Below are 12831 nucleotides of genomic sequence, written 5' to 3'. Positions count from 1 at the left end.
CGTGACTTCGCTCGAACGCCGAACCGAGGACCCGGGACGAACCTGGGAAATGGGGTACTAGCCACCGCTCCATGCCTCTGCGTTGCCGCCTTGCCCTGCTGTCCGTCGCCCTGTGCGCGCCGCTCGTCGCGCGCACCGTGTGGGCCGATGTTCCCGCCCCCTCCACGGCTCGCGCTGCTCCCGCTGCTCCCGCCGTCTCCGCTGCTCCCACCGCCCGGATGACGTCCGCGCCGCCGGTGCGCGGGGAGCCGCTGCGCTTGCTGTCTGCGGCAGGGGGTGCGGTGTACGCGCAACTGGCGGACAAGACGGTGGTCGGCCTCTCCTCAGGGGAGGTGGTGGTCGATGCGCGCGCCCGCAGCGAGGCGCGCACGGTGGTGGGGCGGGTGCTCTGCGCCGCAGGGACCCACCCGCCGGCGCCGCGCGCGCTGGCGCCGGTGGTCGCGGCGGCGGTGCCGGGTCTTTCACCGCCGCCGCCGCCGCCGCCGCCGCCGCGCATCGTGTGCCTGCGCGCGGCGACGGTGGGGGGCGCGGGGGACGAGCCGACGCGGCGAACGCTCATGCTGCTCGATAGTGCGGGGGTGCGGCGGGAGGTGGCCTCGGGCTCGGAGGAGGGCTACCGGGTGGTGCCGCTCGGGATCCACCTCGACGCGCAGGGCAAGCTGCGCTTCGCGTACGCGGAGACGGGCGTGGCAGAGGGGCAGGCGGCGACGCGGTTCCACGTGGTGGAAGGGAGCCAGCGGAGGGAGATTGCGCTGACGCCGGAGGGCTTGCTGCCCGAGGGGTCCGAGGAAGGGGCGGAGGGGGAGGGGCGGGCCGAGGGAGAGGTGGAGCCCGTGATCCAGATGGTGGAGCTTGGAGGGCAGGCCTGGCTCGTCCACCGCGAAGGAAGCGCGCTCGTGGCGCGCCCGCCCGACGAGGAGCCCGTCGAGGTGGCGTCGAGTGCGTCTGGTGCGTTCCGCGCCGTGGTGGGGCCGGATGGATGGCTCTACGTGGTGCACCACGATCCGGCCAGCGGGACGGCGCGCGTGTCGTCGAGCAGGGATGGGCGGGCCTGGAGCCTGGCGACGATCGACGGCAGGGAGAGCGGGGAGGCGCTCGACGCGGCTGCGGGGAGCGACGCGGTGTACGTGGTGTTCTCGTCGACGCGGGGGTCACCAGGGGGAGGGCTGCGGGCGGCGACGCTGCGTGAAGGCAGGGTGGAGGAGGCGCCGATCACCGTGCACAGGGTCAGGGAGGGAGAGGACCTCCCGCGTCCGCTGCTCGGCATCGATGGCAAGGGCTTCACGTGGCTGACGTACCGGGATCTGGCAGGCGCGAAGGGCGGCGCGAAGGGCGAGGCGAAGAAGCAGGTGTGGTCGCGGTTCGGGCGCCCGGAGGAGCTGCTCGGCAGCGCGGGCGCCGCGGAGGAGCGCGGCATGGGCGGGAGGGGGAGCTACTTCCTGCTGACCGGCGCGGGTGCGCTCCCGACCTTCTGGCACCTCGCGAGCCTCACGCCTTCGCTGGAGGGCGCCGACGGGGTGCTCGTGGAGTCGCCGGAGACCAACGTGGGCTTCTCGCTGCTGCTGTCGGCGAACGTCGAGGCGCGGTGGAGGTCGGTCAACTTCGGGCTGAGCTACGCGCAGGGGATCGTGGACGAGGCGGCGGAGAGCATCGAGGACGCGGCAGGAGTCCTGAGCGGGTTCGTGCAGGCCGATGACGTGCTCTGGGGGCACGATCTCAGGCTGAGCGTGCTCTGGGGGCGCTACCGGGGGTCGACCACCGCGTTCGTGGCGAGCGGCGAGGGCGGGGAGATGGAGATCCGGTCGAGCTACATCGACACCCAGCTCCTCGCGCGCAACCGCTGGAACATCAAGTACGGCCTCGGATACACGCACCTGAACCTGCCGACGCTGGTGCACACCTGGACCTCCACGAAGGCCTCGGTGGAGTACGGATTCTCGGGGAGCTTTCTGCGCGACGTGAGCTTCAACAACCTGGCGCTGGTGCTCGGCTACGCGAACGTCGATCACGCTGCGGGATACACGTCACGCTACAATGGGCCCCTCGTGGACGGCCTGCTGGGAGGAGGGGTGGCGTTCTACGGGCACGAGCCGATCACCACGGACGGGGGCGGCACGCTGGAGAACGAGGTGACGTTCCACCTGCGGGGCAACGTGATGGTCGGGTGGCTGTACTTCCGCCGCTGGGCGTCGCTCGGGGGCTTCGGGCTGTACGTGCGGCCGTCCTACACGGCGGAGGTGGGGTTCACCGGGCTGCCCACCGAGCCTTCAGCGCGCGACGAGTCCAAGGGGATCGACACGCAGGGGGAGGTCTCTCTGCTCTGGGTGCGGCACGGCCCTTCACTCGACGTGGGCGCCGTGTGGTGAGGGGGTGTCCCGGTCGCGATCGGCGCGCGGCTGGTAGATCACCTCGAAGCAGGTCACCTTGCCGCCGTCCCGCTTGGGGCGCCGGGCCATCAGCAGCGTCGGGCGGGGCCGCTCGGCGCTGAAGCCGTCGCACACGCCGGTGATGGTGCCCTCTTCCAGGTGACACGGGTACAGGGTGCTGCTCTCGATCACCATCCTGCCCGGCTTGGACTCCAGGACCCGCCAGCCGCCGATCAGGGCAACCGGCGCATCATGATGCGCTGCGCTGAAGGCCGGGCCGAGGCCGATCATGGCGTCCGTGACGCTGCGGACCGAGGCAGGCCAGGGCATGGTGGCGTAGATCTGGCGCCCCACCTTGAACAGCGTGGCAGGCCCCACCTCTTCCTGGATGAGGTAGAAGGCGGCGAGAAGCTTCCACTGAGGCCAGGGCTCACCTTCCTCGTAGCCGAGGCGCACGAAGAGGCGCTCAAGGAAGGGCTTGAGCATGGTGAAGGCACGACGCAGGACCGTCGTGTTCAGGGGGGACGCCGTGAGACCACGGGGGAGCCGCTCACGGATCTGGGGAGGCAAGATCCCCCAGAGCATGGGGTCGATGGCCTCGATCTCTTCCCTGGTCACGAAGATGCTCATGACGGCTGCCTCCCGGGCTCACACTGCGCGAATTCTTCAACCTGCCGGTCGTCGTAGCTCCTACATGAACCACCCACAGGGAATAGTCTGAGTATAGCAGAATCTAACTCCCTGCACGGCGACCCCCCCGGATCCAGACCGCCGCGTCATGCGGTTGCTGGTGGCACTTCCTCGAAGACTTTCATCCCGTACTTTTCAAGACACCAGAGCACGCCGATCAGCAGGCTGCGGCGGTCGTCGACGAAGGACGGCTTCTTGCCCTCGAAGGCGTGCCCGACGAACTGGAATCCCCAGCCCACGGTGAACATCCCTGCAGCGAGCGGCAGACCGATGAGGGTCGCGCCCACCGGAAAGCTGCCGACGATGAGAGGGATGCCGATCTGGTGACAGAACTGGTTGCGTGGGTCCTGGTGGTCGTCCTTGTACCGGCGGAGCACCTCGCTCCAGTCGGCGTTCAACGGGATCTTGCCCATGACGTTTCCTCTGATGCTTCGACCAACCACTTGCGCTCGCTCCAGCACGAGATCTCGCACGGTTGGCAGCGCGGCGTATGGCCCGTCACTCAGCGCGCGTCCAGCATGACCTCGGCGAGGGCGTCGTAGGTGGCGGGGCGCGCTCTGCGGATGGCGTCGGTGGCGCGGGTGGGGTGTACGCGGTTCGTCAGGAGAACACCGACGAAGCGGGCGTCGGGATCGATCCACAGGCTGGTGCCGGTGAAGCCGAGGTGGCCGAAGGTGGAGGGGCCGAGGCGGCTGCCCGAGCTGGGTGAGGGGCCGCTGCGGCTGTCGAAGCCCGCGCGGTGAGAGCCGCCAGGGCGCGCGCGGAGCACGGGTACGAGGTCCGAGGGTGAGAGCCAGGTGGGCCGCTCACCGGCGAGGGCTTCGAGGATGGCCACGCCGAGGAGGGTGACGGCGAGCGCGTCTCCGAAGAGGCCCGCGTGGCCCGCGGAGGCGTCGGCAGTGAGGGCCCAGGCGTTCTCGTCGTGCACGGCGCCGCGCACCACGCCTCCCCGGAAGGCGACGCCCTCGGTCGGCGCCACGCGGTCGTCCCAGCGGGGCTCGACGGTGCGGAAGGCGCGGGCCGAGGCGATGGCAGGGGCGAGGTCGGCGGCGGCGGGGGCGAGGCCGAGGGGCGCGGTGATCTCGCGGGTGATCAGGGCGTCGAGGTCGAGGCCCGCGCGGCGCGCGAGGGCTTCGCCGAGGAGCAGGTATCCGAGGTCGCTGTACACCGGCGGGAAGCCCTCCTCGGGGGGCGCGCCCGCGCAGTCGTCGCGGCGGGCATCGGCGGCGATGGCGAGCGCTTCGCCGAAGACGGGGCGGCGACCTTCGAGCAGGGGCGCATAGAGCGGCCGGTGGCCATCGAGGCCGGCGCGGTGGGAGGCGAGGAGGTCGAGGGGGACCTCGGCGGAGCGGGAGGTGGCGAGCTCCGGCAGGAAGGCGCGGAGAGGCTCGTCCCCCCGCAGGGCGCCAGCGCGCTCCAGGCGCGCCAGGGTGAGCGCGGTGAGGGGCTTGGTGACCGAGGCGAGGTCGTAGACGGTGCCAGAGGTGACGGGGGGCGGCGCTGCGGGGGTGGAGCGGGGCGGGGAGGCCGGGAACCAGAGCTTTCCGGCAGCGCCGAGGCCCAGCGCCAGGGTGCCCTCGCGGAGAACGGCGGCGCCGACGCAGGCGCCCGGTGCGGCCCGGTGCTCGTCGACCGCGAGCGCTGCGCACCGCGACAGATCCTGGATGTCCTCCCGTGCCGGTCCCGCGGCGGTCTTGCGCGTCATGCAGGGGAGCATGCCAGGAGCGGCGGGTCCGGCGGTAGCGCGGTAGCGCGGTAGCGGGGTAGCGCCGTAGCCAGGGAAGCTCTCCATGGCGGGAGATCTTTCCGGATTGTCGCGCTGTGGCGGGTACGGGCGCCAGGCACGGAAGAACGGAAGGGCACGATCGAGGGTCAAGTTTTTGACCCTGCGGGCCGAGGACACCTATCCTGGCACCACCGGGCGACGCGGGTCCGCCGCGCCCAGGGAAAGGAACTGGAAAAGGGGTATGGCAGAGTTCGTTTGGGAAGCGCGAGGGCGGGGCGGGGAGGTCCGAAAGGGCACGATGGACGCCGAGAGCGAGGCCGCGGTGCTCAACCGCCTGCGCGCCCAGCAGCTCAGCCCCACGCGCGTGAAGAAGAAGGGCGCAGGGCTGAACCTGAAGCTCTCCTTCGGATCCGGCGTCGAGGCGAAGGATCTCGTCAAGTTCATCCGCCAGTTCGCCACCATGATCGACGCGGGCCTGCCGCTCGTGCAGTGCCTGGAGATCCTCTCGAACCAGGAGCCCAACAAGATCTTCCAGGCGGCGCTGAAGGACATCAAGAACACCGTCGAGCAGGGCGCGACCTTCAGCGATGCGCTGCGGCGTCACCCGAAGATTTTCGACGATCTCTTCGTGAACCTGGTCCAGGCCGGCGAGGTGGGCGGCATCCTCGACAGCATCCTGAACCGGCTGGCGATCTACATCGAGAAGAACGTGAAGCTCGCGCGGCAGGTGCGCGGCGCGCTCGCATACCCCACCGCGGTCATCTGCATCCTGATCATCGTGATGGTCGTGCTGCTGACCTTCGTCATCCCCTCGTTCGAGACGATGTTCGCGGAGTTCGGCGCGAAGGACGCGCTGCCAGGCCTGACGAAGATGGTCATCGCGCTCTCGAAGAGCTTCGTGACCTACCTGCCGCTGACGACGCTGGGCACGATCGCGGCCGTCACCGGGTTCGTCTACTTCTACCGGACGACGTCCGGCAAGCGCACCGTCCACCGGATCTTGCTCAAGCTGCCGATCATGGGGCCGGTGCTCCAGAAGATCGCGGTGGCCAGGTTCACCCGGACCCTCGGCACCCTGCTCGGGTCCGGCGTGCCCATCCTCGACGCGCTCGACATCGTCGCCAAGACGGCGGGCAACGTCATCGTCGAGGACGGGCTGGTGTACGCCAGGCAGAAGATCTCCGAGGGGAAGAACATGGCCGATCCGCTCTCGGAGGTGCGGGTCTTCCCCGGCATGGTGGTGCAGATGATCGCCGTCGGTGAGCAGACCGGCGCGCTCGATACCATGCTCAACAAGATCGCCGACTTCTACGAGGAGGAGGTGGACGTCGCCGTCGCTGCGCTGACCTCGCTGCTCGAGCCGATCCTCATGGTGGTGGTGGGTGGCGTCGTCGGCGTGGTGCTGATCTCGATGTACCTGCCCATCTTCGACCTCGCCGGCAAGATCAAGTCCGAGTGACCATGGAGCGAGAGCGCGCGGCGTACGAGGGGGCGCCGCTCGCCGCGCGTCTCACGTGGCTGACGGCGCTGCGCCTGCTCGTCCTCACCATCTTCCTCGTGGTGGCGGCGTTCACGTACCTGGGCGGCTTCACGAGCGGCGGCTTCTCCAGCCTGGTCGCGCTCACCACGGTCGCCGCCGCCTACGGCGTCGCGGGGATCTACGCAGCATTCCTCCGCATCAGGCGGGCGCTGCCCTCGATCGCGCGCGCGCAGCTCGTCACCGATCAGATCACCTGGACCGCGATCGCGTACATCACGGGCGGGGCCACGAGCGGGGCGACCTCGCTCTACGGGCTCACCTGCCTCACGGGCGCGATCCTGCTCGGCCTGCGGGGCGCGGCGGTGGCGGGCGCGGCGGGCGCGGCGGCGTACGCGGCGATGTGCGCGGCCTTCGTGCTCCGGTGGATCCCCGTCCCCCCCGACCAGCCCTTCGACGCCTACGAGACGCAGGGGAGCGATCTGCTCTACCCGCTGTTCGTCAACGTGATGGCCATCGTGGTGGTCACGCTGCTCGCGGCGTACCTGGCGGAGCGGCTCCGGACCACCGGGGGGCGGCTCGTGCAGGCCACGGCGCGCGCGGAGCAAGCCGAGCGCCTCGCCGCGCTGGGGAGGCTCGCGGCGGGGCTCGCCCACGAGATCAGGAACCCGCTCGGGGCCATCGCGGGCTCCATCGAGCTGCTCCGCACGGGGGGCACGCTCGCGCAGGAGGACCAGCAGCTCTGCGAGATCATCGAGCGGGAGACGAAGCGCTTGAACGAGCTGGTGAGCGACATGCTGGAGCTGTCTCGCCCGCGGGTGCCGGCCATGGAGCCCATGGACCTGGCGGCGACGATCCGCGAGGTGGTGGTGCTCGCCAGCCACTCGGGGCGAGGCGGGGACGTGGACGTGCGCTACGAGGGGCCAGCTACCGCGGTGGTGGTCGCCGATCCGGGGCAGCTCCGGCAGGTGGTCTGGAACCTGGTGCGCAACGCGGTGCAGGCCAGCTCCGCGGGGATGGCGGTGGTGGTGGGGCTCGCGCGCGAGGAGGGCCAGGGATACGCCCTCGAGGTGCGCGACCAGGGGCGCGGGATCGCGCGCGAGGCGCGGGACCGGCTGTTCGACGCTTTCTTCACCACCCGCTCGCACGGGATCGGGATCGGCCTTGCGGTGGTGAAGCGCATCCTCGACGACCACGGCTTCTCGGTGAGCGTCGACAGCGTCGAGGGTCAGGGGACCACGTTCCGGGTGCTCCTGCCCGAGCGCGTGGCCCAGCTCGACGCGGCCGCGAGCCTCCCGGTCTCCGAGCGTCTACCGCGGTCCCGCGCGACGCTTTGAGTCTCCACCCGTCGAGCCGGGCGCCGCGTCGTGCGCGCCGGCGTCACCGAAGCCCTCGGGGAGATCGAGCCTGAGGGACGAGTCTGGCAAGAGCTTCACGCCGTCCGGATCGAGCAGGATCTTGGGGCCATCGGGGCCCGCGTCGCCCAGGGAGAAGCTCGGGACCGGGGGCAGGAGCGGCGCCGAGGGAGGTGGCAGATCGGGCGGCGGCGCGCTCGGACGGCCGGCGACGAGCAGGCCGAGGCCGAAGGAGGCGAGGGCGAGCGCGGCGGCCCCGAGAGCGAGGCGGGTCCTCTGGGAGGGGGCCATCGGGCCTCGTGTTGTACCTCGGGCGGCCTCGGCCCGGGAGCACGAGCGCGCGGTGGGCGAAAGGGTACGGCGCGGGGAGCAGGGCAGGTGTATCGCCGGGTTCACGATCCACCGCAGGAGGGCTTGAATAAGGGTGCTCCCCTCCCCGTCTCTCTGAAGGCCGACGGATTGCATCTCTGGACACCGATTGCGCGACCCGAGGGGCGGCACTATCAAACCCGAGCCCCGGGTCGGAACGACGAGAGTCGATAGAAGGAAGGGAGAACCCCGACGTGACACGCAGCAAGGTCAAGCTCTTCGCAGTGGTGCTTTCGCTCTGCACCATGACGTTCGCAGGCGCCGCCTTCGCAGGAGAGGCGACGGACCTCGTCAAGGCGAAGCAGACGACGCTGTTCCAGGTCATGAAGCAGGACAAGGCGGCCAACAGCCCGAAGGTCTCTGCGCTCTTCGACGAGATGCTCGACTACAAGGCGCTCGCCGAGGCGTCGCTGGGGAGCGAGTGGGCCGGACGCACCGACGCGGAGAGGGCCGAGTTCAGCGAGTTGCTCAAGCAGCTCGTGCGCAGGTCTTACGAGAAGAACCTCCGCAAGACGCTGGACTTCGACATCCAGTACGTGGGCGAGAAGGCGACCGGGGAGACGGTCATCGTCGAGACGAAGGCGGTGCCCAAGTCGAAGACCGGGACGAGCGCCCGCAGGCCCACCGACGACGTGATCATCGCTTACAAGATGGTCAAGAAGGACGGCGCCTGGCGCGTGCGGGACATCGTGACCGACGACGTGAGCCTGGTGTCGAGCTACCGCTCGCAGTTCACGAAGATCGTCAAGAAGGACGGCTTCCCGGTCCTCATCAAGAAGATGAAGGACAAGATCGCGAAGGGCGAGAGCTGAAGCAGGACCGCGCGGACCCTCCGGCAGAGACAGGTCGGAGGTGGCGCGGGGAGCATGGCACGGCACACCTACATTGACCCCGAAACTCGCCCCTCCTGGTCCAGGGTTGGTAGCCTCGGCATGAATGGCGGCCGATCACAGGCGCGGGACAGGGGCGAGGGCGCTCGAAAGGGCGCCCAACCTGCGCGCGCCCGCGGTCGGGCCCAGGCGTCCCCCGTCCGAGCCTGACAGGCCCAGAGGCGACCGTCCCCTCCTGCGGCTGGCGCTGAACCGCGGGGCGCTGGCGCTGGAGCTGGCGGAGCCGTTCCAGCTCGGGCCGTTCTCGCTGACCGAGCTGGTGGTCCGGATCCCGGGCCTGCGCTTCCCCCTCGATCTGTCGGGTGGCGTGACCCGCTTCAGGCACCGGCGCGGGGAGCTGGAGCGGCTCGTGGTCGAGATCCGCGGCGGGGATCTCTCGACCTGGGCGATGCCCCGGATGCGGGGGCTGCTCGGGACAGGGCCTGTCGATCTGCTGATCGCACCGCTCCGCGGAGATGAGGGAGAGGGAGGCCGAGGAGAGGGAGGCCGAGGAGAGGGAGGCCGAGGAGAGGGAGGCCGGGGAGGGTCGGCCCCGCGGCCGGGGCTCCCGGGCTCTCCGGCGAGCGGGACGCGCACGCCAGGGGTGCTGGTGGCGCTGCGGGTGGGAGAGGCGGCGCTGGCCTTCGATGTGATCATCGCTCCCGGAGAGAGAGACCTGCGGCTCATTCCCGAGCGGGCGCGGGGCGTGGGGCTGGGGGCGCCGCCCCAGGCGCTGGCCCTGAGGGCGCTGCTCGCGGGAGCCGGGCCGGGGGCGCAGATCCTGGGTGGCGCCGTGGTGCTGCCCGACGCGGTGGCCCGGGTGGTGCGGGACGCGATGCCCGCTGCCGGAGCGAGGGCTCCCGCGGTCGATGCGGTCCGCTGGGCGGGGTTCACGGTGAGCGGGACGGCGCTCCGGTTCGAGGCGACCGCGCACGCGCCTCCACCTGCGCTGGCGGATCGGGCGCTGAGCGCGCTGGAGGCGGCCGAGATCGCAGGCGAGGGAGACCGCGCCGCGCTCGCAGGGGACCTGGACGCGGCGAGGCTCGCCTACCTGTCGGCGCTGGAGCGGGCGCCGAGGCACCGGGAAGTGGCGACGCGCGTGGCGTGGATCGACTGCGTGGTGGGAGAGCGCGCCGAGGCGGCGCTGGCGACGCTGGTGGAGGCGATGCCCGCGGTGGACGCGGGGCTCCTGGGCGCGGAGCTGCTGGAGGCCGTGGGGGACAGGGAGGCCGCGCTGGCGGCGCTGGAGCGGGCAGCGCACGACGAGCCGTACGGGCCACTCTCGGCGCTGGGATGGCTGCGGGCCGCGCGGCTGTGCGAGGAGCCCTGGGCGCGGCTGCGGGCGCTGGACGAGGGGGTGACGCGGGCGCCGCTGCTGGCCGAGCTGCGGTGGGCGCGGCTCGAAGCGCGCCTCGACGTGGCCGATGCGCGGGGCGCGCTCGCCGACGCGGAGCACCTGGAAGCGGCGACGCGGGGGGCGGAGGCGCGGCACGCGGTGTGGCGGCGCGCGGCGGAGGCGTACCTGTCGCGGGGGCACACGGCGGAGGCCCGGCGGCTGTTCGAGCGCGCGCTGCGGTATGCGCCCGACAGCCCGGAGGCGGCGCTGGGGCTGGGGCGATCGCTGCGCGCGGCCGGCGAGGGGCGGCGGGCGCTCGATCTGCTGGCCAGGGCGCGGGCGCTGGCAGAGCGGCGGGGGCGCGCGGTGGGGGCGCTGGATCTGGAGCTGGCGCGGGGTCTGGCCGAGATCGCGGGGGACCGTCCGGCGGCCATCGCGCGGGTGCACGGGATCCCGGCCGAGGCGGCGGAGGCGCTGGAGGCGCGCCTGCTGGAGGGGCGCTGGCGGGCGGAGCTGGGCGATCCGGAGGGTGCGTCGCTGTGCCTGAGCCGCCTGCGCGCGGCCGTGGAGGTGGGGAGCGCCGGGATGAGCGCGGGGCCCGAGGCGACGCGGGTCGCGGCGATGCTCGTGGAGGCTGCGGAGATCGAGGAGCGTGAGCGGGGAGATCTGCTCGCGGCGCAGCGGCACCTCGGGCTCGCGATGCGCCTTTCGCCCAGGAACCGCGCGTTCACGGCGGAGTTCCGGCGGGTGACGGCGGAGCTGAAGCGCCCCGCACCCGTGCCCGCGTCCGCACCCGTGCCGGAAGCCGGCGCCTCGTACGCCGGCAAAGCGTCCCACGTCGACGAGGAGCCCCAGGTCGACGACGAAGACCTGCACCAGGAAGAGCCCTCCTCGGACCGCGCCTCACAGCCCGTCGGCGCGACCCTGGGAGATCCCGCGCCGCTGCCTGCAGGCTGGTGGTCGCAGGCCGAGGAAGCACCGGCGCTCCCCGAAGAGGCGAGCGCCGAGGACGAGCAGCAGGTGGAGCGTCTCACGGATCGCCTCCGGGCCAATCCCCACGATCAGGAGACCACGCTCGCGCTGGCTGCCTTGCTCGCAAAGCTCGGCCGCGACCTCGATCTGCTGGCGCTCCTGTCTGCCCGCATCGAGGAAGGCGACGATGCCGTCCGCGAGGAACTCACCCCCTTGCGGCACGAGGTGCTGCTGCGCCTGGCCGCGCAGGCCAGGGCTGCCGGGCGGCACTCGGAGGCGGAGCTGTACGAGATGATGCGCGACATGCCCTGAGCGGCGAGCCCTGACGCGCGCTTGGCCCGCCGCAGCATCTCGTGATACGCGCGATGAAGAGCCCGCGGGGGCGGCCGGGAAGTCTCCGGCGCATCACCGCGCCGGCTGCAGCAGAGGTGGACCGTGGCCGAGCACGCTTCGAACCGGGGGCGCCCCATCGTCGTCCAGAAGTACGGGGGCTCCTCGATGGCCGACGTCGAGAAGATCGGCCGGGTCGCCGATCGCGTGGTCGCCACCCAGCAGGCCGGTAGCGACGTGGTCGTGGTGGTGAGCGCCATGGGCAAGACCACCGACGGCCTGCTCTCCCTGGCGCGCCAGGTGGCCGCCAGCGCAGGCGGCAGCGCCGAGCCGCCGCGGCGCGAGCTGGACATGCTGGTCTCCACCGGCGAGCGGGTGGCGATGTCGCTGCTCTCCATCGCCATCCACGCCCGCGGTCTCCAGGCGATCTCCTTCACGGGGTCGCAGTCCGGCATCCTCACCAACGACCGTCACTTCGACGCCCGTATCATCGAGGTGCGCCCCCACCGCATCGAGGACGAGCTGGCGCGCGGGAAGGTGGTCATCGTCGCTGGCTACCAGGGGATGAGCTACCGCCGGGAGATCACCACCCTCGGCCGCGGCGGCTCCGACACCACGGCGGTGGCCCTGGCGGCCGCCCTCACCGCGGACCGCTGCGAGATCTACAGCGACGTCGACGGGGTCTACTCGGCCGACCCGCGCGCGGTCCCCGACGCACAGCACCTGCCCGAGCTGGACCACGCGGTGCTCCAGGAGATGGCCGAGTGCGGAGCCAAGGTGATCTGCGCGCAGGCCGTGGAGTGGGCGCGGCGGGCCGGGATCGCGATCTACGCGCGCTCCACCTTCGATCCCGTGGGCAGCGACGGCCCGCGGGAGACCACGATCCGCAAGTACGCGCCCGGCGATGCGCCGCGGGCCCGCGCGGTGGTGGCGGAGTCGGGCGTGGTCCTGGCGCGCGCAGAGGGCGGCGCGCGGCTCGACGAGGTGCTCCACGCGGCCTCGACGCTCGGCCTTGCCTTCAAGGACCTCTCGCTCGGCCAGAGCGGCGGCGCGTTCCTCATTCCCCTGCTCAACGTCCCTGACTGGCAGGCAGCGCGGCGGCAGCTCACGGCCGCGCTCCCGACGCTGGAGCTCACCGAGGGGGTCGCGGCGGTGAGCGTGGTCGGCGATGGCCTCGCCGCCACCGCGGAGCCCCTGGCGCGGTTCACGGCGGTGCTGCGGGAGGAGGGCCTCGCCCCGAAGCTCACGGTGGCGGGGCCGCTGCGCTTGAGCGCCATCATCGACGCGGAGCACGTGGCGGCGGCGCAGCGCGCGCTGCACCGCGCCTTCGTGGAGGCCTGA

10 protein-coding genes are annotated in these 12831 nt (G+C 71.9%); 6 read left to right on the top strand and 4 right to left on the bottom strand.

The features are described 5' to 3' along the window. Positions 1 to 71 precede the first annotated feature (71 nt). The gene (locus CAP_RS15720) at positions 72 to 2366 is read left to right on the top strand and encodes a hypothetical protein (protein ID WP_156040845.1); all 2295 of its coding nucleotides are present in this window, start codon (positions 72 to 74) and stop codon (positions 2364 to 2366) included. Here CAP_RS15720 and CAP_RS15715 read toward each other — a convergent pair. The 3 genes from CAP_RS15715 to CAP_RS15705 form a co-directional block, all read right to left on the bottom strand. Further along, a complete protein-coding gene (locus CAP_RS15715; RefSeq protein WP_044241387.1) occupies positions 2340 to 2996 on the bottom strand; it encodes a hypothetical protein in 657 nt (218 codons plus the stop codon). The genes CAP_RS15720 and CAP_RS15715 overlap by 27 nt on opposite strands. 146 nt (positions 2997 to 3142) lie before the next feature. Continuing rightward, the gene (locus tag CAP_RS15710) at positions 3143 to 3469 is read right to left on the bottom strand and encodes an Mpo1-like protein (protein ID WP_052375340.1); all 327 of its coding nucleotides are present in this window, start codon (positions 3467 to 3469) and stop codon (positions 3143 to 3145) included. 89 nt (positions 3470 to 3558) lie between these two features. Further along, on the bottom strand, positions 3559 to 4761 hold the full coding sequence (locus tag CAP_RS15705; RefSeq protein WP_081864936.1) for a serine hydrolase domain-containing protein: 1203 nt from the start codon (positions 4759 to 4761) through the stop codon (positions 3559 to 3561). 262 nt (positions 4762 to 5023) lie between these two features. Between CAP_RS15705 and CAP_RS15700 the strand changes: the two genes are divergently transcribed. Further along, entirely contained in the window at positions 5024 to 6241 is a 1218-nt protein-coding gene (locus tag CAP_RS15700; protein WP_044241386.1) for a type II secretion system F family protein, read from the top strand. 2 nt (positions 6242 to 6243) lie between these two features. After that, a complete protein-coding gene (locus CAP_RS15695) occupies positions 6244 to 7596 on the top strand; it encodes a sensor histidine kinase (RefSeq protein WP_081864926.1) in 1353 nt (450 codons plus the stop codon). Here CAP_RS15695 and CAP_RS15690 read toward each other — a convergent pair. Then, positions 7570 to 7905, bottom strand: a complete 336-nt coding sequence (locus CAP_RS15690; protein ID WP_044241385.1) for a hypothetical protein — start codon at positions 7903 to 7905, stop codon at positions 7570 to 7572. The two genes, CAP_RS15695 and CAP_RS15690, sit on opposite strands and share 27 nt — an antisense overlap. A 272-nt stretch (positions 7906 to 8177) precedes the next feature. On the opposite strand from CAP_RS15690, the gene CAP_RS15685 reads away from it, so the two are divergent. The 3 genes from CAP_RS15685 to CAP_RS15675 all read left to right on the top strand — a co-directional run bounded on the left by CAP_RS15685 (position 8178) and on the right by CAP_RS15675 (position 12831). Further along, positions 8178 to 8795, top strand: coding sequence for an MlaC/ttg2D family ABC transporter substrate-binding protein (locus CAP_RS15685; protein WP_231511499.1), 618 nt, complete (start codon positions 8178 to 8180; stop codon positions 8793 to 8795). A 124-nt stretch (positions 8796 to 8919) separates the two neighbouring features. Beyond that, on the top strand, positions 8920 to 11472 hold the full coding sequence (locus CAP_RS15680; protein ID WP_044241383.1) for a tetratricopeptide repeat protein: 2553 nt from the start codon (positions 8920 to 8922) through the stop codon (positions 11470 to 11472). 123 nt (positions 11473 to 11595) lie between these two features. Then, a complete protein-coding gene (locus tag CAP_RS15675) occupies positions 11596 to 12831 on the top strand; it encodes an aspartate kinase (protein ID WP_231511498.1) in 1236 nt (411 codons plus the stop codon).

Origin of the sequence: Chondromyces apiculatus DSM 436, from assembly GCF_000601485.1 — a bacterium.
GTDB lineage: Bacteria > Myxococcota_A > Polyangia > Polyangiales > Polyangiaceae > Chondromyces > Chondromyces apiculatus.
This window is presented reverse-complemented; position numbering and strand designations above follow the sequence as displayed.

What these genes read in the sequence shown, in the direction of transcription:
- CAP_RS15720 (WP_156040845.1), top strand. Translation starts at nt 72, where the DNA reads ATGCCTCTGCGTTGCCGCCTTGCCCTGCTGTCCGTCGCCCTGTGCGCG.
- CAP_RS15680 (WP_044241383.1), top strand. Translation starts at nt 8,920, where the DNA reads ATGGCGGCCGATCACAGGCGCGGGACAGGGGCGAGGGCGCTCGAAAGG.
- CAP_RS15700 (WP_044241386.1), top strand. Translation starts at nt 5,024, where the DNA reads ATGGCAGAGTTCGTTTGGGAAGCGCGAGGGCGGGGCGGGGAGGTCCGA.
- CAP_RS15715 (WP_044241387.1), bottom strand. Translation starts at nt 2,996, where the DNA reads ATGAGCATCTTCGTGACCAGGGAAGAGATCGAGGCCATCGACCCCATG.
- CAP_RS15710 (WP_052375340.1), bottom strand. Translation starts at nt 3,469, where the DNA reads ATGGGCAAGATCCCGTTGAACGCCGACTGGAGCGAGGTGCTCCGCCGG.
- CAP_RS15695 (WP_081864926.1), top strand. Translation starts at nt 6,244, where the DNA reads ATGGAGCGAGAGCGCGCGGCGTACGAGGGGGCGCCGCTCGCCGCGCGT.
- CAP_RS15690 (WP_044241385.1), bottom strand. Translation starts at nt 7,905, where the DNA reads ATGGCCCCCTCCCAGAGGACCCGCCTCGCTCTCGGGGCCGCCGCGCTC.
- CAP_RS15705 (WP_081864936.1), bottom strand. Translation starts at nt 4,761, where the DNA reads ATGACGCGCAAGACCGCCGCGGGACCGGCACGGGAGGACATCCAGGAT.